The 20,287-nt window shown below is 73.2% G+C and carries 20 protein-coding genes; 10 read left to right on the top strand and 10 right to left on the bottom strand.

Annotated features, from left to right (window positions below; translation table 11 throughout):
* Window positions 1-59: 59 nt before the first annotated feature.
* Complete coding sequence (locus ABD385_RS32635; protein ID WP_344582784.1) at window positions 60-1,712, bottom strand: hypothetical protein; 1,653 nt, start codon at window positions 1,710-1,712, stop codon at window positions 60-62.
* Window positions 1,713-1,962: 250 nt separating this feature from the next.
* On the opposite strand from ABD385_RS32635, the gene ABD385_RS32630 reads away from it, so the two are divergent.
* A complete protein-coding gene (locus ABD385_RS32630) occupies window positions 1,963-5,331 on the top strand; it encodes a S41 family peptidase (protein ID WP_344582783.1) in 3,369 nt (1,122 codons plus the stop codon).
* Between the two features lie 186 nt (window positions 5,332-5,517).
* On the opposite strand, the gene ABD385_RS32625 is transcribed toward ABD385_RS32630, so the two are convergent.
* From ABD385_RS32625 to ABD385_RS32610, 4 genes are all read right to left on the bottom strand, one after another.
* Complete coding sequence (locus ABD385_RS32625; RefSeq protein ID WP_344582782.1) at window positions 5,518-5,733, bottom strand: hypothetical protein; 216 nt, start codon at window positions 5,731-5,733, stop codon at window positions 5,518-5,520.
* A gap of 132 nt (window positions 5,734-5,865) precedes the next feature.
* Complete coding sequence (locus tag ABD385_RS32620; RefSeq protein ID WP_344582781.1) at window positions 5,866-6,744, bottom strand: SDR family oxidoreductase; 879 nt, start codon at window positions 6,742-6,744, stop codon at window positions 5,866-5,868.
* Complete coding sequence (locus ABD385_RS32615; RefSeq protein ID WP_344582780.1) at window positions 6,741-7,706, bottom strand: alpha/beta fold hydrolase; 966 nt, start codon at window positions 7,704-7,706, stop codon at window positions 6,741-6,743. The genes ABD385_RS32620 and ABD385_RS32615 overlap by 4 nt, the downstream gene beginning before the upstream one ends.
* Window positions 7,703-9,250: a flavin-containing monooxygenase gene (locus ABD385_RS32610; protein WP_344582779.1), complete on the bottom strand. Its 1,548-nt coding sequence runs from the start codon at window positions 9,248-9,250 to the stop codon at window positions 7,703-7,705. The genes ABD385_RS32615 and ABD385_RS32610 overlap by 4 nt, the downstream gene beginning before the upstream one ends.
* Window positions 9,251-9,427: 177 nt before the next feature.
* Here ABD385_RS32610 and ABD385_RS32605 point away from each other — a divergent pair, with 177 nt between their 5' ends.
* A complete protein-coding gene (locus tag ABD385_RS32605) occupies window positions 9,428-10,288 on the top strand; it encodes a MerR family transcriptional regulator (protein ID WP_425585529.1) in 861 nt (286 codons plus the stop codon).
* Window positions 10,289-10,328: 40 nt separating this feature from the next.
* Here the strand turns inward: ABD385_RS32605 and ABD385_RS32600 are convergent, their stop codons facing one another.
* The 3 genes from ABD385_RS32600 to ABD385_RS32590 form a co-directional block, all read right to left on the bottom strand.
* Window positions 10,329-11,132, bottom strand: coding sequence for an exodeoxyribonuclease III (locus tag ABD385_RS32600; protein ID WP_344582777.1), 804 nt, complete (start codon window positions 11,130-11,132; stop codon window positions 10,329-10,331).
* An 87-nt stretch (window positions 11,133-11,219) separates the two neighbouring features.
* Entirely contained in the window at window positions 11,220-12,392 is a 1,173-nt protein-coding gene (locus tag ABD385_RS32595; RefSeq protein ID WP_344582775.1) for a methyltransferase domain-containing protein, read from the bottom strand.
* A gap of 2 nt (window positions 12,393-12,394) precedes the next feature.
* A complete protein-coding gene (locus ABD385_RS32590; protein WP_344582805.1) occupies window positions 12,395-12,517 on the bottom strand; it encodes a hypothetical protein in 123 nt (40 codons plus the stop codon).
* Window positions 12,518-13,179: 662 nt separating this feature from the next.
* On the opposite strand from ABD385_RS32590, the gene ABD385_RS32585 reads away from it, so the two are divergent.
* The 8 genes from ABD385_RS32585 (at window position 13,180) to ABD385_RS32550 (ending at window position 18,047) form a co-directional block, all read left to right on the top strand.
* Entirely contained in the window at window positions 13,180-14,016 is an 837-nt protein-coding gene (locus ABD385_RS32585; protein ID WP_344582774.1) for a helix-turn-helix domain-containing protein, read from the top strand.
* Window positions 14,013-14,213 carry a DUF397 domain-containing protein gene (locus ABD385_RS32580; protein ID WP_344582772.1) on the top strand — a complete coding sequence of 67 codons (201 nt, stop codon included), beginning with the start codon at window positions 14,013-14,015 and terminating at the stop codon, window positions 14,211-14,213. The genes ABD385_RS32585 and ABD385_RS32580 overlap by 4 nt, the downstream gene beginning before the upstream one ends.
* Before the next feature lie 177 nt (window positions 14,214-14,390).
* Complete coding sequence (locus ABD385_RS32575) at window positions 14,391-14,594, top strand: DUF397 domain-containing protein (protein ID WP_344582771.1); 204 nt, start codon at window positions 14,391-14,393, stop codon at window positions 14,592-14,594.
* A 65-nt stretch (window positions 14,595-14,659) separates the two neighbouring features.
* Window positions 14,660-14,860 (top strand): DUF397 domain-containing protein, encoded by a 201-nt coding sequence (locus ABD385_RS32570; protein ID WP_344582769.1) that lies wholly within the window; start codon window positions 14,660-14,662, stop codon window positions 14,858-14,860.
* Window positions 14,861-15,005: 145 nt separating this feature from the next.
* On the top strand, window positions 15,006-15,491 hold the full coding sequence (locus ABD385_RS32565) for a GNAT family N-acetyltransferase (protein ID WP_344582767.1): 486 nt from the start codon (window positions 15,006-15,008) through the stop codon (window positions 15,489-15,491).
* A 114-nt stretch (window positions 15,492-15,605) separates the two neighbouring features.
* A complete protein-coding gene (locus tag ABD385_RS32560; RefSeq protein WP_344582765.1) occupies window positions 15,606-16,544 on the top strand; it encodes an ABC transporter ATP-binding protein in 939 nt (312 codons plus the stop codon).
* The gene (locus ABD385_RS32555; RefSeq protein ID WP_344582763.1) at window positions 16,541-17,524 is read left to right on the top strand and encodes an ABC transporter permease; all 984 of its coding nucleotides are present in this window, start codon (window positions 16,541-16,543) and stop codon (window positions 17,522-17,524) included. The genes ABD385_RS32560 and ABD385_RS32555 overlap by 4 nt, the downstream gene beginning before the upstream one ends.
* A 127-nt stretch (window positions 17,525-17,651) precedes the next feature.
* Complete coding sequence (locus ABD385_RS32550; protein ID WP_344582761.1) at window positions 17,652-18,047, top strand: GntR family transcriptional regulator; 396 nt, start codon at window positions 17,652-17,654, stop codon at window positions 18,045-18,047.
* Between the two features lie 127 nt (window positions 18,048-18,174).
* On the opposite strand, the gene ABD385_RS32545 is transcribed toward ABD385_RS32550, so the two are convergent.
* Both ABD385_RS32545 and ABD385_RS32540 read right to left on the bottom strand, forming a co-directional pair.
* Window positions 18,175-19,590, bottom strand: coding sequence for an ATP-binding protein (locus tag ABD385_RS32545; RefSeq protein ID WP_344582760.1), 1,416 nt, complete (start codon window positions 19,588-19,590; stop codon window positions 18,175-18,177).
* Window positions 19,591-19,687: 97 nt separating this feature from the next.
* A complete protein-coding gene (locus ABD385_RS32540; RefSeq protein ID WP_344582758.1) occupies window positions 19,688-20,191 on the bottom strand; it encodes a hypothetical protein in 504 nt (167 codons plus the stop codon).
* Between the last annotated feature and the right edge of the window lie 96 nt (window positions 20,192-20,287).

Here is a 20,287-nt window from a genome sequence, read left to right as displayed (position 1 = left end):
GCCGAGTTGCCGCCCGCCCGCGGCGCCGAAACCATGGGTGGGTGAGCGATGCACCGTTCCTAGCGATGGCGGCCCGTGTCGGCCGCATCACTGTGTGCCGGACAGGGTCCGGTTGCGCCCCGAACGGTCTTGGGCACAGGGAACAGCACGAGCTGGTCGCTTCGGCTCCCGCAGGTCTTGCCGCCACGGTGTGGCGTGCCCGGGGTCCTGGGCGGGCTCGGGGCCCCACACGCCCGCGGGCGTGGCACGGTCTGGCCGGTAGCTCTCCGCGCCGCCATCCTCCGGTGACGGACGGTCACACCTGGCCGACGCCGTGCCCCGTGTCCGAGGGCGCGTCTGCCGATGGCCACAGAAGCGGCGTGATGCCTGGTGGCCGTGGTCTGGTGGGTCTGTTGCTGGAGAGGCCGGTGCCAGTGCTGACCCCCCCAGCGGGACGTGTACGCAGGATCGACCGCGATCACAGTCAGGCCCCGGTGGTAGGCCATGCCGCGCAGGCGCTCGCGGAAGCGGGCCGTGGGGATTCCCGCCACGGTGCGCCGGAAGCATTTGCCCCGTCGGCCGCGCCCCATGGTCTCCCGACCTGTGGCCCGGGCGACGGCGAAGCCGAGGTCCTCGATCGCAATACCGGCACAACCGTGCTGCTCCGCCACGTGGAGAACTTCGCTGATCGCGGTCCGCAGGCGCCCGTCACGCCGAGGGGTACGGCCACTGAGGTCCATGCTGACGGTGAACGGCTCGCCCACAGGGTTGCCATGGGGGTCGACAACGCAGGCTGCGAGATGGTCGGCGTTGAGGTCCACCCCCAGCAACCGCGCCCCTCGCGCCGCAAGCTGCTCCGGGGTGGACGGTGCCGCCTTCGCGGTGGACCAGGATGCGTCGAGGTACCAGCGGTCGCGCACCGGTTCGTACACGATGTCGTAGCGCACCGCCCTGTGGGAGGTCACGCGATCCAGCCACTCCTCCCGTCGGTGAGAGAAACGAGCGGTGCACGAGAGCCGGTAGCGGCCACGAGGCTCGTTGGCATGGTGCCGCAACGGGGCAGGCAGCACGATCGTCACGCCGCCGCCGTCCGGCTCCACCGTGATCGTGTAGTTGCCATAAGGGGCGCCGGACTCACCGTCGGCGGTGAGGAACATCCGCTCCGCGTGCCACCGCCGCCGCCACTCATGCTCGGTGAGTCCTGCGTCGGGCAGGTTGTGCCGCACCTTCGCCAACCGCCGACCACCCACGACGACCGCCGGGCGGCCGGTTTCGATACGCCGCTCGACGGCAGTCAGACGTGTGGTGATCGCACTCAAGCGGCGCTGCTTCTCGAAGCGTTCGGCCTGATCGGTGTACCCGCGCGCCCCCTGCTCACGGCGTCCGCACTCCGCCTTCAAACGGGCGGTCAGCTTACGAACCGCCCGGCGCAGACCAGCCCTCTCGTCCAACAGGCACCGCTTCGACAGCTGGTACTGGTCCTCGCTGACGCGGGTGATGGCCCCGGCCCAACGAGAGGACGACCGCGCCGTCAGAAGCTTCTTCCGGTCCGCCCGCCGGGTCTCCTTGGCTGCGACGTCGCCGATGCGGACCCGCTCAGCCAGATCAACACGGGCCAGATGGCCAAGATGCCGACCGACCTGGCACAGCACCTCCGCATCGTGGGCGGGCAGCCTAAGCCGGTCGCGGATTCGGGCACCACGCGGCGCAGACACCGTGAAGGGACCGGCCATCGCCCGTACTCTCCGCGTCATGCCAGCCCCCCACCCGTACATCCGAAAACCCGTACCCAGAACAACGATGCGCCCCCGCGAGAGCACCTTTCGACCGATCTGACGAGAACCACCCAGACGAGTGGCCGCGTGATTCTTTATGACCGACACCTGTGACACCAGTCGCCCCGACGAGGCGCCCGGGCCGCCCCCTGGGCGGGAGCAGCCGGGAACCACAAAAGGCGCTGCCCCACGCGGTCGCCTGCGCCGCGTGCCACAGGGCCCGGACCGGCCGCCCGGCTCGTACCTGCGCTACCCGCACCTCCACGGCGACCTGCTCTGCTTCGCCGCCGAGGACGACCTGTGGCTGGCGCCGCTCGTGCCGGACGGGGCAGAGCCGGGCCGGGCCTGGCGGCTGACCGTGGACCGGACCCGGGTCGGGCACCCGCGGTTCTCGCCCGACGGCACCCGGATCGCCTTCACCACCTGGCGCAGCCTGGACCCGGAGATCCACCTGGTGCCGGTGGCGGGCGGGCCGGCCCGCCGGCTCACGTACTGGGGCAGCACCGACGCCCGGGTCTGCGGCTGGACGCCGCCGGACCACGACGGGCAGGCGCAGATCCTCGCGGTGTCCTCGCACGGCCAGCCGTTCTCGTACTACTCGTGGGCCTACTGCCTGCCCACCGACGGCAGTCCGGGCGGCCAGCTGCCGTGGGGGCCGGTCGCCGACATCGCGCTGGCCGACCTCGCCGGGGAGCGGCGGACCCTGCTGCTCAGCGGCAAGCCGCCGCACGAGCCGGCGTCCTGGAAGCGCTACCGGGGCGGGGCGATGGGCCGGATGTGGCTGCACGGCACCCGGCTGCTGCCGGACCTGGCCGGGCACCTGGACGCGGTGATGTTCACCGCCGGCCGGATCGCCTTCCTCTCCGACCACGAGGGCGTCGGCAACGTCTACTCCTGCCTGCCGGACGGCACCGACCTGCGCCGGCACAGCGACCACCGCGACTTCTACGCCCGGCACGCCTCGACCGACGGTTCCCGGATCGTCTACCAGTGCGCCGGCGACCTGTGGTTGATCGACGACCTGTCGCCGGCGGCGGTGCCGCGGAAGCTCGCGGTGCGCCTCGGCGGGCCGCGGGCCGGCCGCCGCAGCTACCAGGTGCCAGCCGCCTCGCACGTCACCGGCCTGGCGGTGGACGCCACCGGACGGGCCAGCGCGGTCGGGGTCCGCGGCAGCCTGTACTGGCTCACCCACCGCGACGGCCCGGCCCGCACCATCCACGACGTCCCGGGCGTGCGGGTGCGGCTGCCGGTGATGTTGGGCGCCACCGGGCGGATCGCGTACGTGACGGACGCCGAGGGCGAGGACGCCGTCGAGGTCGCCAACCTGCCGCGGGCCAGCGGTCCGGGCACCCCGCGCCGGCTGGCGGCCGGGGCGGTGGGCCGGGTGCACGAGCTGGTCTCCGCGCCGGACGGCGAGCGGCTGGCGGTGGCCACCCACGACGGGCGGCTGCTGCTGGTGGAGACGGGCCCGCCGGAGGAGGGCGCGGCGGGCGACGGCGGGCCGGTCCAGGAGGTCACCGAGGTGGCCCGGTCCGGCAACGGCCCGGTCCGCGACCTGGCCTTCTCACCGGATTCGCGGTGGCTCACCTGGTCGCACCCGGGCATCGGCCGCAGCCTGCGGATGATCAAGATGGCCCGGTTGTCGGACCGGCACGTCGTGGACGTCACCAACGGCCGCTTCGAGGACGAGCAGCCGGTGTTCACCCGCGATGGCCGCTACCTCGCCTTCCTGTCCTGGCGCGGTTTCGACCCGGTCTACGACGTGCACACCGGCGACCTGTCGTTCCCGTTGGGGTGCCGCCCCTACCTGGTGCCGCTGTCGTCGGCGACGCCGTCCCCGTTCGCGCTGTCCCCGGAGGGGCGGCCGGCGGCCGGCGGGCTGGATCCGGACGAGAGCCCCCCGCCCGGCGAGGGTCCGGTGCTGGTGGAGGTGGAGGGGCTGGCGAACCGCGTCACGCCGTTCCCGGTCGCCGCGTCCAAGTACTCCGCGCTGAAACCGGTCAGCGGCGGCGGCCTGGTGTGGCTGCGCTGGCCGATCTCCGGCGCGCTGGGCGAGACCTTCGCCAACCCGGCCGACACCTCCGGCCGGCCCACCTTGGAGCACTTCGACCTGACCAAGGCCCGGCGCACCGAACTCACCAGCTCCCTGGACGGGTTCGCGCTCAGCGGCGACGGCACCCGGCTGGTCGTCAACGACGAGGGCGAGCTGCGCGCGGTGCCGGCCACCGAGTCGGCGGACGGCGACACCACGGTCTACCTGGACCTGCGGCGCATCCTGCACGACGTGGACCCGGAGGCGGAGTGGCGGCAGGCGTTCGACGAGGCGGGCCGGATCGTCCGGGCGTACTTCTGGGACCCCAAGCTGTGCGGCATCGACTGGGAGGACGTGCTGGCGCAGTACCGGCCGCTGCTGGAACGGGTCGCCAGCCCGGACGAGTTCGCCGACCTGCTGCGCGAGGTGCTGGGCGAGCTGGGCACCTCGCACGCCTACGTCAGCGGCGCCCGGCGCAACGAGGGACCGCCGCACTACCAGCGCCCGATCGGCCTGCTCGGCGCCAACTTCGTCTACCGGGACGGGCGTTGGGTGGTCAAGCGGATCCTGCCCGGTGAGTCCTCGGACTCCAAGGCCCGTTCACCGCTGGCCGGCACGGGCATCCGCGACGGCAGTGCGCTGACCCACGTCGACGGCCGCCCGGTGGACCCGGTGACCGGCCCGTACCCGCTGCTGGCCGCGGCGGGCGGGACGACCGTGGAGCTGACCTTCGCCCCGCCGGCCACCCCGGCGTCGCCGGGGGACGACGCCGCGGACGCCCTCGCCCCCGAGGCGGCGGGCAACGGCCACGCCCGGCGGGTCGCGGTGGTCCCGCTGATCGACGAGCGGCCGCTGCGCTACCAGGACTGGGTGGCCAAACGGCGTGCCGTGGTAAGGGAGTTGAGCGACGGCCGGTGTGGCTACCTGCACATCCCCGACATGGGCGGTTCGGGCTGGGCGCAGTTCAACCGCGACCTGCGGCGCGAGGTGGCGATGCCCGCGCTGATCGTGGACGTGCGCGGCAACGCCGGCGGCAACATCTCCGAGCTGGTCATCGAGAAGCTGACCCGGACCATCATGGGCTGGGACCTGACCCGGGACGCCGAGCCGGTGTCGTACACCAGCAACGCGCCGCGCGGCCCGGTGGTCGCGCTCGCCGACGAGATGACCTCGTCCGACGGGGACATGATCACCGCGGCCTTCAAGCTCCAGGGCATCGGGCCGGTGGTCGGCACCCGGACCTGGGGCGGGGTGGTCGGCATGACCGGCCGGCACCGGCTCGGCGACGGCACCCAGATCACCGTCCCGATGAACGCGGCCTGGTTCCACCTCTACGGGTGGGGCGTGGAGAACCACGGCGTCGAGGTCGACATCGAGGCGTTGCGCTCCCCGCTGCACTGGGCGGAGGGCCGGCACCCGCAGCTCGGCGTCGCGGTGCGCACCGCGCTGGAACTCCTGGACCGGCACCCCGCGGCGGACCCGCCGGACCTCTCCGACGTGCCGGACCGCCGGCGCCCCTCGCTGCCCCCGCGCGGCGCCCACTGATCCGGCCCATCCACCGATCCGGTCGCCTGCCGGCCGACTGCCGGTCGCCGGCAGTCGGCCGGATACCCGGATACCGGTCACGGCACGCCGAAGAGGCGCACCCGGGGTCACCGGATGCGCCTCTCCACGAGGACGAACGACCCTCGTTCAAGACGTCAGGCGTCCGTCACTGCGGACGCCCGGGCATCAGCTCTCGAAGCGGTCCTCGACGTCGTCCAGCGACTGCTGGCCGCGCTCGCGGGCCTGCTGGCCACGCTCCTGGGACTGCTGGCCGCGCTCCTGGGACTGCTTCCCGCGCTCCTGGCCCTGCTGCTTGCCGCGCTCCTGGCCCTGCTGGGCCCGCCGCTTGGCCTCGTCCTTGAGCTGCTGCGCCTTGTCCTTGAACTGGTCTTCGATGCCCATGCTGGTCACTCCTGTGGGGGTGTTGGGGATCAGGCTCGACCAGCGTGACACGAACCGACATTCGTCGCATTTCGATCACATTCGGACACTCTCCGTGGCCCACCGCAGGTCGGAGCGCCCCCCGGCCGGCCCCTACCCGTTCAGCCGGGCCTTCTCGTCCGCCTCGCCACCGGCGCCGACCAGCCCGGGCCGGAACCCGTCGAGCCGGTCCCCGAAGCGCCGCATCTCGCGCTGCCCCACCGTCCCGATGAGCGACGGCAGATGGCCGCGCACCGACTGCATGCCGCGCAGCCACCACTGCCCGTAGACGTGCGCGGAACGGCGCTCGATGCCGGCCACGAGGCGGTCCACGGCCGGGCCCAGCGGATAGGTCTTGTTGGACGGCCAGGGCAGTCGCGCGCGCAACTCCCGCATCAGGTCCTCCCGGTCGGCGCCGCGCACCATGTCGGTGTCGGTCCAGCTCAGGTACCCGACGCCGACCCGGACGCCCTGGTAGCCGACCTCCGCGCGCAGGCTGTGCGCGAACGCCTCCACGCCCGACTTGGAGGCGCAGTACGCGCTCATCATCGGCGCCGGTGTGAGCGCGGCCAGCGAGGCGATCTGGAGGAAGTAGCCGCGGGACTCCATCAGCACCGGCAGGAACGCCCGGGCGGTGACCGCGCTGCCGATCAGGTTGACCTCGATGACCCGCCGCCAGGCCACTGGATCGGAGTGCACGAACGGGCCGCCGGTCGCCACGCCGGCGTTGGCGACCACCACGTCGACCTTGCCGAAGCGGACCTTGACCTGCTCGGCGACCTCGGCCATCGCCTCGTGGTCGGTGACGTCGGCGTGCCAGTGGTGGGCCGGGCCGTGCAACGAGGCGGCGACCTCGCGCAGTTCGTCCGGCTCCAGGCCGACCAGTGCCAGGGTCGCGCCGCGCGCCGACAGCTTGCGCGCCAACAGCGCTCCGACCCCGCGCGCCGCGCCGGTGACGACCACGACCTGCCCGTCGAGCTTGCTTCCGTTCACGCCGTCTTCTCCTTCTTCTGCCGGGCCGGACGCTCGCCCCGGGGGGCCGGGGCGGTGGCCAGGTGGTCGCGGACGAGGTCCCGCAGGCGCCCGGCGACCGCGTCCGGGTCCTCGATCGGGGTCATGTGCCCGAGGCCGGGCAGCTCGGTCAGTCCCACGCACTGCGGGAGGACGGAGGCCAGCCGGCGGGCGTGTACGACGGGGGTGAGCCGGTCCGCGGTGCCCACGAGGACCGCGGTCGGTACCTCCAACCGGCTGACCGAGCGGGTGAGTTGCAGTTCGTACAGCACGTGGCCCCAGCGGAAGCGGACGCCCGGCGGGCAGGCGTGCACGATCCGTGCGCACGCCTCGATCTGCTCGGCGCTCGCCCCGGCGCCCAGCGTGGCGTACCGCAGGGCCCACTTGGCGGGCGGCGAGACCGGGCCGAGCGGGGCGCGGGAGCCCAGCAGCCGTCGGTGCGCCTGGCGGCGGCCACCGGGGGTGGGCAGCGGGAACACCCGGGCCTCGGACGCCAGGTCGGCGCTGCCGGTGCTGCACAGCAGGGCCGCCGCGGCGCGGGCGCGCAGCTCCGGCCGCTCGGCGGCCGCCATGATCGTCATGCCGCCCATGGAGTGCCCGCCGATGACGGCCCGCTCCCCGGGCGCGAGGGTCTGCTCCAAGACGGCGACCAGGTCGTCGGCGAGCGCGCGGGTGCTGTGGCCGGCGGGCGGGACGGCCGGGCTGCGCCCGTGTCCCCGCTGGTCGTAGAGCACCACCTGGTGGGTGTCGGCCAGGTCCCGGACGACCGGCGCCCAGAAGGCGGTCGAGCAGGTCCAACCGTGCGACAGGACCACCGTCGGGGCGCCCTCGGGCCCGTGGACCTCGGCGTACAGCCGGGAGCCGTCGGCGGAGGTGACGTCCAGCGTCCTGCGGGGCACCGGCGGGGCGTAGCGGCCCTGGGTGAGGTGCGCCGGCCGCCTCATGCCGCCACCTCCTCGGTGGCCGCGCGGCCGGTGCCGGTCCGGGCCGGTTCGTCGTCCGGTTCGGTCCGGGGCGGCCGGATCACCTCGTACTCGGCGAGGTCCACCTGTCGGGTCGCGCGGCGGAACTCCGCGGTGGTGCCGGGCCAGGCGGTGGTGTTGCGCCCGTTGGCGTCCAGGTACCAGCTGTCGCAGCCGCCGGTGTTCCAGACCGTGCGGGTCATCCGCTGCTGGACGGTGCGGGTCCACGCGTCCACCGCGGACCGGCGGGCGTCCAGGGCGATCCGGTCGCCGAGCAGGTCGAGTTGGCGCATGAAGTCGACGAGGTAGTTCAGCTGCGCCTCGATCATCAGGATCATCGAGCTGTTCCCCAGGCCGGTGTTGGGCCCGATGATGGTGAGGAAGTTGGGGAAGCCGGTCGCGCTGGCGCCGCGCAGGCCCTCCATGCCGTCCTTCCACTCCTCGGCCAGGGTGGTGCCCCCGATGCCGGTGACCCGCTGCGCGATCGGCATGTCGGTGACGTGGAAGCCGGTCCCGAAGACGATCGCGTCCGCCTCGACCTCGGTGCCGTCCGCCGCGACGAGGACGTTGCCCCGGATCTCGCGCAGTCCGGAGGACACCACGTCCACGTTGGGTCGGGCCAGCGCCGGGTACCAGGTGTTGGACAGCAGGATCCGCTTGCAGCCGATGCGGTAGTCGGGGGTCAGTCGGGCCTGGAGCGCCGGGTCCTTGATCGCCCGGCGCATGTGGGCCTTGGCGAGGGTCTCGACCAGCCCCAGTTCGTCGGGCCGCTTGGTGAACGCGCTGACCTGCAACTCCCGGATGGTCCACAGCAGTTGGCGGCGCAGCTGGCGGGTGGCCGGCACCTTGGTGTGCAGCCACCGCTCGACGGTGCTGATCCGCCGGTCGGCCCGCGGGATCACCCACGGCGGGGTCCGCTGGAACACCGTCAGCTTCCCCACCTCGGGCTGGATCGCCGGCACGATCTGGATCGCGGAGGCCCCGGTGCCGATCATGGCGACCCGCTTGCCCCGCAGGTCGTAGTCGTGGTCCCAGCGCGCCGAGTGGAAGACCTTGCCGGGGAAGTCCGCCAGCCCCGGGACGTCGGGGATCTGCGGGTCGGCGAGCGGACCGGCCGCCGACACCACCACGTCGGCGGTGAACGACCCCTGCGCGGTCTCGACCTCCCACCACGCCTTCTCGCCGTTCCAGGTCAGTTGGCGCACCTCGGCGTTGAACCGCAGGTGCGGCCGCAGCCCGAACGTGTCCGCCACCCGCTCCAGGTACGCCCGGATGTGGCGCTGGCCGCTGAAGTTGCGCGGCCACGCCGGGTTGGGCGCGAACGAGAACGAGTACAGGTGCGAGGGCACGTCGCAGGCGCATCCCGGATAGGTGTTGTCCCGCCAGGCGCCGCCCACCGAGTCCGCCCGTTCCAGGACCACGAAGTCGGTGATTCCGGCCCGCCGCAGCCGTACGGCGGCGCCCAGGCCGCCGAACCCCGATCCAATCACCGCCACCCGCACGTGCCGCTGCCCGTCGTCGGCCATGCCGCCACCTCTCGCATCGACGCTCCACCGTCTCCCAATCGCGCCAGCAATCACTGGCACGATTGGCACGGTTGGAGCGTAAGGCAGTCCCGTACTGAGCGGTAGGGGTGCGGCGGCAGGAAGTTACCTCCGGTCACCTCACAGCCCCGGCGGAGCCGCCCCGCATAGGCTGGCCCCGTGGCAGATCAGGCGGCAGCGCAGACCCCCAGCAACGCGGGCCCCCGCGGCGACGCGGCGGACGGCCCGCCCGCGACGCCCGAAGACCCCGCGAAGGAACGCGAGTTCCGGATGGCGGACCTCGCCAGGGAAGCCGGCATCACCGTCCGCACCCTGCGCTTCTACCGCGAGCGCAAGCTCATCCCGCCGCCCCGCCGCGAGGGCCGGATCGCCTGGTACAACGAGCACCACCTCGCCCGCCTGCGCACCGTCGCCGCCCTCCTGGAGCGCGGCCACACCCTCGGCGGGATCGCCGAACTCCTCACCGCCTTCGAGACCGGCCGCGACGTCGGCGAACTCCTCGGCCTGCCCAGCCCGCTGCTGACCCCCTGGTCCGAGGAGACCCCGGTCCGCCTCACCCCCGAGGAACTGGCCGACCACTTCAGCGGCGAGGTCACCCCGGAGAACCTCACCGCCTCCCTGGCCCTGGGCTACCTGGCGGTGGACGGCGACGAGTTCGTGCACATCAGCCGGCGCCTGCTGGATGTCTCCACCAGCCTCATCGCCCAGGGCGTCCCGCTGGCCGCGGTGCTGGAGGCCGGCGCCCGGGTCCGCGCGCACGCCGACGCCCTCGCCGACATCTTCACCACCCTCATCCGCACCCACCTGGTCCCCACGCTGAAGGACCTGCCCCGGGCCACCGAGAGCGTCGAGAACCTCCGCCCGCTGGCCAAGGGCGTCGTCGACGCCGAACTCTCCATGGCCATGGACCGCCGCATCCGCACCGAACTGGAGACCCTGCTGACCGGCGGGGCGCCCGCTCCGCACTCCCCCGGCCCCCCTCAGGCCGCGCAAGAGCAGCCGGCCCCCCGGGAGGGCTGAACCCCCCGGAGGGCCGGATCCGCGAACGGCGCGGGTGGGACTACGCCCCGTACGCCACCGTCACCGGCGCGTGGTCGCTCCACCGCTGGTCGTAGCTGGTCGCCCGCTCCACGTACGCCTTGACCGCACGGGCCGCCAGCCCGGGCGTGGACACGTGGTAGTCGATGCGCCACCCCGCGTCGTTGTCGAAGGCGCGCCCGCGGTAGGACCACCACGAGTACGGCCCCTCGCCCTCCGGGTGCAGGGCCCGGACGACGTCCACGTAGCCGCCCTGCTCCGCGTCGAGCACGGCGGACAGCCAGGACCGCTCCTCCGGCAGGAAGCCGGACTTCTTCTGGTTGGCCTTCCAGTTCTTCAGGTCGGCCTCCTGGTGGGCGATGTTCCAGTCGCCGCAGACCAGGACCTCGCGGCCGGCCGCCGCCGCCCGCTCCCGCAGCCCGACCAGGTACGGCAGGAACTCCGCCATGAAGCGTTCCTTCTCGTCCTGCCGCTCGGTGCCGACCTCGCCGGAGGGCAGGTAGAGGCTGGCCACCGTCACGCCCGGCAGGTCGGCCTCCACGTACCGGCCGCTGTCATCGAACTCCGCCGACCCGAAGCCCACCTGCACCCGCTCCGGCTCCTGCCGCGTGTAGAGCGAGACGCCGGCCCGGCCCTTGGCGGCGGCCGGCGCGTGCACCACGTGCCAGCCCGCCGGCTCCCGCACCTCGGCCGGCAGCTGGGCGGTCTCGGCCCGCACCTCCTGGAGGCACAGCACATCGGCGTCGGTCCCGGCCAGCCACGGCACGAAGCCCTTCTTGGCCGCGGCCCGCAGCCCGTTCACGTTCACAGAGGTCACGGTCAGCATCCCGGCACCCTACCCGCCGCCGCACCCGCCGCGTCCGGACCGTCCACCCCGGCCGACCGCCGGCCGCGGCGCCCGGCGGCGGCGACGTCACAGCCGCCAGGCGTTCCCCGGGTGCTCCAGCCACGCCCGCGCGCCGTCGGCCCCGAGGGTCAGGCCGAAGCGGTCGTGCGCGGGCCGGCCGCGCTCCGTCCACCACCGGAGGGCGGCCTCCGCCTCGTCCCAGAGCCGACGGTCCCCGTGTTGCCAGACCCGCGCGGCCCGGCCCTCCCGGAACTGCACGCAGGCCCACGACCGGTCCCCCAGCCCGTACAACCAGACCGGCCGTGCACCGTCCTCCTTCGCCGCGACCACCTGGAGGCACTGCGGCACCCGCAGCCCCAGGACGAAGCGGAGCACGTCGAACGGCCCCACGACGAACTCGTCCTCCGCGACGGACGTGGCGCTCTCGTCCCCGTCGGCCACACTGCCCGGCACGTGGTCCCGGTGGACGACCCGCGGCAGGCGTTGCGCCCGCAGCTTCATGAACTCGACGGGGCCGGTGAACCGGCCGGACGCACTCCGTCCGTCGTCACTCACGACCAGCCGGGCCACCGCGTCACCATTGCCGAAGTGGGTGCCCCAGGGGACCACCATCACCCCGCCCGGCCGGCACTGCGCCACCCACGCGTGGGGGAGCGCCCGCAGGCCGCAGGTCGCCACGACACGGTCGTAGGGCGCGCCCGCGGGGTGCCCCTCGAAGCCGTCGCCGTGCACGACCTCGACCGGACTGCCGAACCGCTGAAGCGCCGCCCGCGCGGCGGTGGCCACGGCCCCGTCGACCTCCACCGTGACCACGTTCCCCCACCCGACGCGGTGCGCCAGCAGACCCGCGTTCCAGCCGGTGCCGGTCCCGATTTCCAGGACGCGGTGCCCGCGGCGCACATCGAGGTCCCGCAGCATGCGGAACACCACCGACGGCATCGACGCCGAACTGGTGGCGACCCTTCCGGGCGCGGTCCCGGTGTGCGCGCCGTCGTCCCACTGCGTCACGATCGGACAGTCGGCGTCCGCGTACGCGCGCCAGGCTTCCGGGTCGTCCGTCCGGGAGACGGGCACGCTCGTGCCGGCCCGCATGTCCCACGGCCACATCAGGTCGGGCAGGAACGCGGTGCGGGGCACGGCGGCGTAGGCGGGAGCCCAGTCGGCACAGAGCGCGCCCGCGGACATGAGGGCACGCCCCAGCCCGCTACGGCCGGGGCGCTCCTGGTGTGCGTCGGCCATGTTCAGCCGACCTTGGGCGGGTTGGGAACGCCCGGGCCACCGTCGGGGGTCGGCGGCTCGTGGGGACCGGGGTACGGCCGGCCGGGAAGCTTGTCGCCACCGTCGGCGCTGGAAACCATGAACACGGGGTCTTCCTTCTCTCGTAGGTCGGGAGTCTTCGGGGACGGGCACGGGGGCGGGGACGGGGGCGGGGAGTGGACGACGAGCGTCACGCCGTGTTCGTCGCACCGGTACACCGCGGGACCCCAGATCGCCATGTCGTGCCGACCGGCCGGGCAACGCACCGGCACGTCGTCACCGACCGGGTCCGACCGCGGTGCGGCGTCCCGCTGAGCTGCGAGCAGGCGCCCTAGGAGGCGCTGCACGGCCTACCGCTCCCATCGGTCCGCTTGCCCGCGTTCGGGCCCAACGACCGCCGGGTCCGTTCCGCGTTGCGCGCACTCAGGTCGTCCGACCGCCCGTCGACCGCCCGCGCCGCCCGCACGATGCGGGCCAGCCGAGCCGTCTGACTGGGCGTGAGCAACGGCGGCGCCACCCGGGACACCTTGACGCCCCCGTCCTCCGTCACGGACACCGTGCAGGCCGGGGCCTCGATCCCCACCCCCTTCAACGCGGCATCGAGCCCCGCTCCTTCATCAGCACACGCCGAATAGGGCGTACGAACAGGACTGGTCATCAAGCCCTCCTTGCTCTCCGTAGCGGGATCGCTACTGGGGAGGTTCAGAGTGGACCGCGCCTGGGCAACCTTCAACTTGCTGGAAGGGAACGAAGGGTCGGTGAACAGTCCTTGAATCGTCGGGAGTTGAACCCGGAAGCATCACCGCAGGCCGCCTATGGGGCGCGCTTACGCAGCCTGCGGGAGTCACGCGGCTGGACTCAAGATGATTTGGCCGACCGCACGGAATATTCGAGCGTGCACATTTCGGCGGTCGAAACTGCCCGGAAGCCTCCAACTCTTCGGTTCTCGCGTAGCGCGGACGTGGCATTCGGTCTGACCGGCGCAGCGGACACCTTCGAGAGCGAGTACCGCGAGATCAAGCACGGCAGCTTGCTGGAGGGCTTCCCGGAGTACAAGGCCGCCGAGGCGAAGGCGGCAGAGATCCGCCTGTATGAAGTGGGCGTCATCCCGGGGCTGTTGCAGACACCCGCGTACGCATCGATCCTCGCCGCGAGCGCGGTCAAGAGGGGTGCGATCACGCCTGAGCAGGCGGATGAACGCGTATCAATCGTCGCCGAACGTCAAACCGCGTTGGATCGGACACGCCTGCCACTGATCTTCGCCGTCCTGGACGAGAGCTGCATCCGACGCCCCGTCGGCAGTCGTGAAGTCATGGAAGCTCAGTTTGAACGCCTGCTGGAGTTCGCCGAGTTACCGAACAGCGTGTTTCAGATCGCGCCCTACAGCATGGGCGAGCACCGCCCGTTCGACTTGCCGTTGTACGTACTGACGCTGCCAGACCGCTCGCTCGTGTCCTACGCCGAGTCTGCGCAGCGGGGACACCTTGAGCGGGAAAGCCCCTCCGTCCTACCTCTCCTGGCGGCATACCATCAGCTACAAGCCGAAGCGCTCTCTCAGGCGGCGTCTGTGGCCATGGTTCATGAGTTACGAAAGGGCACCCCGTGACAACCGACTCCCCCCGCTGGATCGCCTCCTCGTACAGCAACAACGGCGGCGCCTGCATCGAATGGGCTCCGGAGCACGCCCGGCACACTGGCGAGGTTCTGGTCCGGGACAGCAAGAACCCCGCCGGCCCGCACCTGCACCTCACCCCCCAGGCATTCACCGACCTCGTGACCCTGGCGAAGCAGACGCGCATCTGAAGCCGGAGCACCCGACGACGCCCCCGCCAAGGCTCCCCGGCGGGGGCGTCGCACGTTTCCACGCCAGAAGGCGACCTCCCCGTCCGACCCACCCAACCCGGCCGGACTGTCGCTTCCGCCCCGCCCAGCACGTCCGTACGCTGCGTGGAACATCGATCAGCCACGAAAGGGATCCCCGTGACGACCGAATCCCCCCGCTGGTTCAAGTCCTCCTACAGCAACCAGGACGGGGGCGGTGCCTGCCTTGAATGGGCGCCGAAGCAAGCCCGGAGTACCGGTGAGGTCCTCGTCCGCGACAGCAAGAACGCTGCCGGCCCGCGCCTGGCGCTGACTGCCGACGCGTGGTCGGAGCTGATCAACTTCGTCAAGATCCCCAGCTGACCACGGCCCCCTTCCATGCCCCCGTACGCTCCATGACGCATCGATCAGCCACGAAAGGGATCCCTGTGACGACCGAATCCCCCCGCTGGTTCAAGTCCTCCCACAGCGGCAGCGGCGGATCATGCATCGAGGTCGCCACCAACCTCGTAGCCACCCACGGCACAGTCCCCGTCCGCGACTCCAAGATCCCGGACGGCCCGCGCCTGGACCTCACCCCCCAGGCATTCACCGACCTCGTGGCCCTGGCGAAGCAGACGCACAGCTGACGCCACCGCACACGACGACGCCCCCGTGGGGGCGCCGCACGTTTCCGCAGGTCAGGCACGGGGCCACCGCACCCCCTCGACCGCCCCACCCAGCCGTCCGAACCGTCGCTTCCGCCCCGCGCGTCGCTTCCGTACGCTTCGTGGAATGGAGATACGCCCCGTCCGCTATGACCACCCCGACGCGCTCCGGCTCGACGGAGAGGTCCAGCAGGAGTACGCGCGGCGGTACGGCGGCGACGGGGACGTGACCCCGCTGGCGCCGGAGATGTTCCTGCCGCCGTACGGCCTGTACCTGATCGCCTACGAGGACGGGCAGCCGCTGGCCACCGGCGGTTGGCGGGTCCAGGACGACCCGACCTCCGGGTACGCCGCCGGGGACGCCGAGATCAAGCGGATGTTCGTGGTGCCGACGGCTCGCGGCCGGGGGCTGGCCCGGCGGATCCTGGCCGCGCTCGAAGCCGATGCGCGGGCCGCGGGCCGCATCCGGATGGTGCTGGAGACCGGCACCGCGCAGCCCGAAGCACTCGCCCTGTACGCGTCCAGCGGCTACGCGCTCGTCGAGAAGTTCGGCTACTACCGGACGTACGAATCGAGCCGCTGCATGGCGAAACCGCTGGTCGGGGACGCGTAGCCGCACATCCCGGCCGGCCGCCGCCGACGGCCCCGGCATCTTGCGCTTTGACATGCACCCTTCCCCCTCCCCATACTCATTCCACTAATCAATTAGTTAAAGGGGGGATCCACCATGCACGACCCGAGCCCCTGGGCGATCGAGGCCGAGGACCTGGGGAAGCAGTACCGCCGACGGTGGGCGCTCCAGGAGTGCTCCTTCCGGCTCCCGGCCGGGCGCGTCTGCGCCATGGTCGGTCCCAACGGCGCCGGCAAGAGCACCTTCCTGGGCATCGCGGCCCGCCTGCTCCAGCCGTCCGCCGGCAACCTGCGGCTGTGCGGCGTCCCGGTCAGCGACCCCGCCGTCCTCAAGCGCGTCGCCTACCTCGCCCAGAACAAGCCGCTCTACCCGCGCTTCACCGTCGCCGAGACGCTCCGGCTCGGCCGCGAGCTGAACCCGCGCTGGGACCAGTCGGTGGCCGAGCGCATCGTCCGCTCCGGCAACGTGCCGCTCGACGCCCGGGTGGGCACCCTCTCCGGCGGCCAGCGCACCCGCGTCGCCTTCGCCGTCGCCTTCGGCAAGCGCCCCGAGCTGCTGCTCCTCGACGAGCCGATGTCCGACCTGGACCCGCTGGCCCGCGACGAGCTGTCCGGGCTCCTGATGGCGGAGGTCGCCGAGCACGGCACCACCGTGCTGATGTCCTCCCACATGCTGGCCGAGGTCGAGGAGATGTGCGACTACCTCCTCGTGCTGGCCGGCGGGCGGCTGCGGATGGCCGGCCCGACCGACGCCCTGGTGCCGGCGCACATGCTGGTGACCGGACGGGCCGTCGGCGACCGGGTGCCCGCCGAGCTGACCGAGCGGCACACCGTCGTCGAATCCCGCGTCAGCGGACGGCAGTTCAGCGCCCTGATCCGACCCGAGGGCCCGCTCCCCAGCCACTCCGGGGCCCCCGGAGACGCCCCCTGGGACGCCATGCCGCCGAGCCTGGAGGAGATCCTGCTGGCCTGCATGCGCTCCCCCGACGCACCCGCCCTGATCATGGACGAGGCCCTGAAGGAGACCGCGGCATGAGCACCGCCACCACCACCCCCGAGGCGGGCACGGCCGCCGGCGCCTCCTCCGGGCCGCTGCGCGGCACCGTCTGGCTGGTCTGGCGCCGGCACCGCGCCGCGCTGCTCACCGGCATCCTCGTCACCCTGGCCGCCTGTGCGCTCTTCTCGTACCAGCGGATCGGCCTGATGGACTTCCTCGGCGCCAAGACCGGCGGTGCCGACTCCCTCGGGGACGACTTCCGCATCCGGTTCGGCGGGACGTTCGAGTCCGACATCCAGTTCCTGCAAGCCGTGCCGCTGATCGTCGCCGCCTTCCTCGGCGCCCCGCTGATCTCCTCCGAGCTGGAGCGCGGCACCCTCCAGCTGGTCACCACCCAGTCCGTGAGCCGCGGCCGCTGGCTCGCCAGCACGCTCGCCGTGCCCCTGGTGCTCGTGGCGGCCTGCACCACCCTGCTGTCGCTGGTCTTCCAGTGGCTCTGGTCGCCCGGCCACGAGCTGATCGTCGGCGGCGACTGGCTCAGCAGCGGCCCGTTCGACGTCACCGGCCCGGTGCTGGTCGCCAAGACCCTGTTCTTCACCGCCTGCGGCATCGCCCTCGGCAAGCTCATCAAGCGGATGATCCCGGCGATGGTGGCCACCGCGTTCACCGTGGTGGTGGTGAACGTGATCTGGGAGGACAAGGTGCGGCCGAAGCTGGGCACGCTGCACGCCCTCACCTACCCGGTCAACGGCGACGGCCCCGGCGTGCCGCGCGGCGCGATCTCGATGGACGACTGGGTGGCCACCGCCGACGGCCGGCTCTTCGGCTTCAGCACCTGCGTCGGCGACGCCAAGCCCGACGCCTGCCGCGCCGCCAAGGGCATCGTCAACCACGTCACCCAGTACTACGACTTCGACCAGATGCCGGGGATGCAGTGGCTCGGCGCGGGCATCCTGCTGGCGCTGACCGCCCTGGTGCTGGCGTTCGTGGTCTGGCGGGCCAGCCGGCGGCCGCTCTGAAACGGGACCGGCCGCGCCGCGGGGGGCGCTTTGACACCCGCCACGGACGGCCCGATCATCAAGCGGTCGGCCGGCGCGGCCCCCGTGGACGGACCGGCCGCACCGAACCGACGACAAGGGCAGAGAGGTGGTGAGCGCCGTCGAGTTCCGCATCGACCGTCGCAGCGGTGTCGCCACCTACCTCCAGATCGTCCAGCAGGTCCAGCAGGCGCTGCGGCTGGGCATCCTGGTCGAGGGCGACCGGCTGCCCACGGCCGCACAGGTCGCCGCCTCGACCAAGGTCAACCCGAACACCACCCTCAAGGCGTACCGGGAGCTGGAGCGCGAGGGCCTGGTCGAGCCGCGGCCCGGGCTCGGCACGTTCGTCAGCCGCACCCTGGCCCGGCCCGACTCCGCGGCCGACGCCGTGCTGCGCGAGGAACTGCGCGCCTGGATGGAGCGTGCCCGGGTCGAGGGCCTGGACCGCGAGGACGTCCGGGCGCTGCTGAACTCCGTCCTGGAGGACCGCTTCCCGGGGGCGTGAGCCGGCGGGCCGGCCGAGCCGCCGGCTTGGGGCGGACGGTACGGACGGACGGTGCGGGACGGACGCGGTGCGGGACGGACGTCCGCGGCCGGCCGCCCGGGCTCACCGCCCCTCCGCCTCCGCCGGCTCACCGCCCGTCCGCGGCCCCGCCCGCTCCGCTCTCCCCGGCCCCGGCCGCCCCGTCGGTCGCGCCAGCACCCCCGGCCCCGCCGTCCCGCTCCGGGCACAGCGCCCCCCGCAGGTCGACGGTGGCCTGCGCGCCGCCCGCGGACGGATTGGCGAAGCGCAGCCCGGCGCCCAGCACCCGGGCCTGACCCGCGGCGATGGTCAACCCGAGGCCCAGCCCCGGCCCGCCCCGGCCGCCGCTCGTACGGAACCGCTGCGGACCGTGCGCCAACAGCGCCTCCGGGAAGCCCGGCCCGGCGTCCCGCACCCGTATCAGCCCGCCGTCGACCTCGACCGTCACCGGTTCCGCGCCGTGCCGCCGGGCATTGCTGATCAGATTGACCAGGATCCGCTCGACCCGCCGCGGATCGGTCTCCACCAACCCGTCGGCCAGCACCCGGACCCGTACGGGACCGTCCACCGCCGCCGGGCCGTCCACCGCCGCCGGGCCGGCCGCCCGCTCCGCACCCGGAGCCCCCCGCCCGGCCGTGCTCCCGCCGGTCCCGGCCGCGGTGCCGCCCCCCTGGCCACCGGCCTGGCCGGACGCCGAAACCGCCCGCCGCACCAGCTCCCCCAACGGACGCACCTCCTGGTCCGCCTCCTCCGTGCGGGCGTCCAGCCGGGCCACCTCCAGCACGTCCTCCATCAGCCCGCGCACCCGCTCGGCCCGCTCCCGCACCATCTCGGCGGGCCGGGACGGCGGCAGCAGCCCGGCCGCGGTCACCAGCCCGGCGACCGGGGTCCGCAGTTCGTGGGCGATGTTCGCAGTGACGTCGCGCTCCGCCCGCAACCGGCCCGCCAGCGTCTCCGCCATGGTGTTCACCGCCGCGGTGAGCTGCGCGATCTCGTCGTTCCCGGTGCGCGGCAGCCGGGCGCCCAGATCGCCCTCCGCGATCCGCTGGGCGGTCGCCGCCGAGACCGTCAGCCGCCGCCCGAGCCGGTGCGCGACCAGCAACCCGACCACGCAGCCCAGCCCGGTGCCGGCCGCCCCGGCCGCCCACAGCATCCGGTCCAGCGCCCGGACGGTCTGCTGCTCCCGGTCGTAGGGGCGCTTGAGCGCGACGATGTCCGGCCCCAGCTTCGTCGCCGCCCACAGGTACGGCGTACGGCCGCCCAGCTCCAGGTAGACGCCCCGCCGACCGTGCTCCACCAGGGCCCGCAGCGGGCCCGGCAGGTCCTTGGGGTTGATCAGCCCCCGCCCGGTGTCGATGCCCGCGGCCCGGTCCTGGACGGTGGTCTGCAACCGGCTGTCGAGGGTGTGCCCGGACAGGTCGAGCTGCGCGTTGACGGTGCGGTGGTGGACGAGCACGCCGACGAGCACCGCGACCACCGCCGCGGTGGCGGCGATGGCGATACCGATCTTGACGCGCAGCCCCATCCGTTCCCTTCTCCGTTCCGTTCGTCCCCCGGTCGCGACCCCGCCCGCGAGCACACCGCCCGCCGCCCGGCCCGGGCCCGGCGGCGGACCGTCCGAGCTATTCGACGTCGGGCAGGTGCAGGCTCACCCGCCCCAGCTCGGCGGCCTTCGCGCCGTGCACCTCGGGCGCGACCACCCCGGCGCTGGAGTAGTACGCGAATCCGCGCTGTCTTTGCAGTCCGCTCAAGGTGACCGTCACCTGGTACGGCGTGCGCACGCACTGCGGCGCGCACCAGTCCCCGACCAGTCCGCCGGCGGCCACCGCGGTCGGCCCGCCCCACGACTTCCAGCGCAGCCCGGTCAGCCGCGCGGTGTCGCCCAGCGGGAGCGCGTCCGGGCGCTCCAGCGGCTGCCCCGCGTCGCCCGCCGCATAGACCGGACCACTGCGCGCGGGGGCGGACGGCGCCACCGGCGGCCCCTCGTCCCGCAGCAGCGGAGCCGGCCCGCCGCACCCCGTGAGCACCGCACCGAGCAACCCCGCGAGCAGCACGGCGAGCAGCACGGCGAGCAGCGCGGCGCCGACGGCCCAGGTGGCTCGGGCGGTGCGGATTGCTGGTCTCACGAAGTCCTCGGGCAGCGGCGGACGGACGGGCGGACGGGCTGCGCACCAGGTGCACGCTGTGCACACAAGCTCGTACAGGATGCGCACACGCGAGCG

The sequence above is a fragment of the Streptomyces lunalinharesii genome, assembly GCF_039532155.1.
Classification (GTDB): Bacteria; Actinomycetota; Actinomycetes; order Streptomycetales; family Streptomycetaceae; genus Streptomyces; species Streptomyces lunalinharesii.
Note: the sequence above shows the minus strand (reverse complement) of the source record. Positions and strands in the feature narration are given on the sequence as shown.

Coding starts and splice junctions, on each gene's coding strand:
- ABD385_RS32615 (WP_344582780.1), bottom strand. CDS start 7,706: ATGAGGCGGCCGGCGCACCTCACCCAGGGCCGCTACGCCCCGCCGGTG.
- ABD385_RS32555 (WP_344582763.1), top strand. CDS start 16,541: ATGAGCACCGCCACCACCACCCCCGAGGCGGGCACGGCCGCCGGCGCC.
- ABD385_RS32625 (WP_344582782.1), bottom strand. CDS start 5,733: ATGGGCATCGAAGACCAGTTCAAGGACAAGGCGCAGCAGCTCAAGGAC.
- ABD385_RS32560 (WP_344582765.1), top strand. CDS start 15,606: ATGCACGACCCGAGCCCCTGGGCGATCGAGGCCGAGGACCTGGGGAAG.
- ABD385_RS32600 (WP_344582777.1), bottom strand. CDS start 11,132: ATGCTGACCGTGACCTCTGTGAACGTGAACGGGCTGCGGGCCGCGGCC.
- ABD385_RS32610 (WP_344582779.1), bottom strand. CDS start 9,250: ATGGCCGACGACGGGCAGCGGCACGTGCGGGTGGCGGTGATTGGATCG.
- ABD385_RS32545 (WP_344582760.1), bottom strand. CDS start 19,590: ATGGGGCTGCGCGTCAAGATCGGTATCGCCATCGCCGCCACCGCGGCG.
- ABD385_RS32635 (WP_344582784.1), bottom strand. CDS start 1,712: ATGGCCGGTCCCTTCACGGTGTCTGCGCCGCGTGGTGCCCGAATCCGC.
- ABD385_RS32565 (WP_344582767.1), top strand. CDS start 15,006: ATGGAGATACGCCCCGTCCGCTATGACCACCCCGACGCGCTCCGGCTC.
- ABD385_RS32595 (WP_344582775.1), bottom strand. CDS start 12,392: ATGGCCGACGCACACCAGGAGCGCCCCGGCCGTAGCGGGCTGGGGCGT.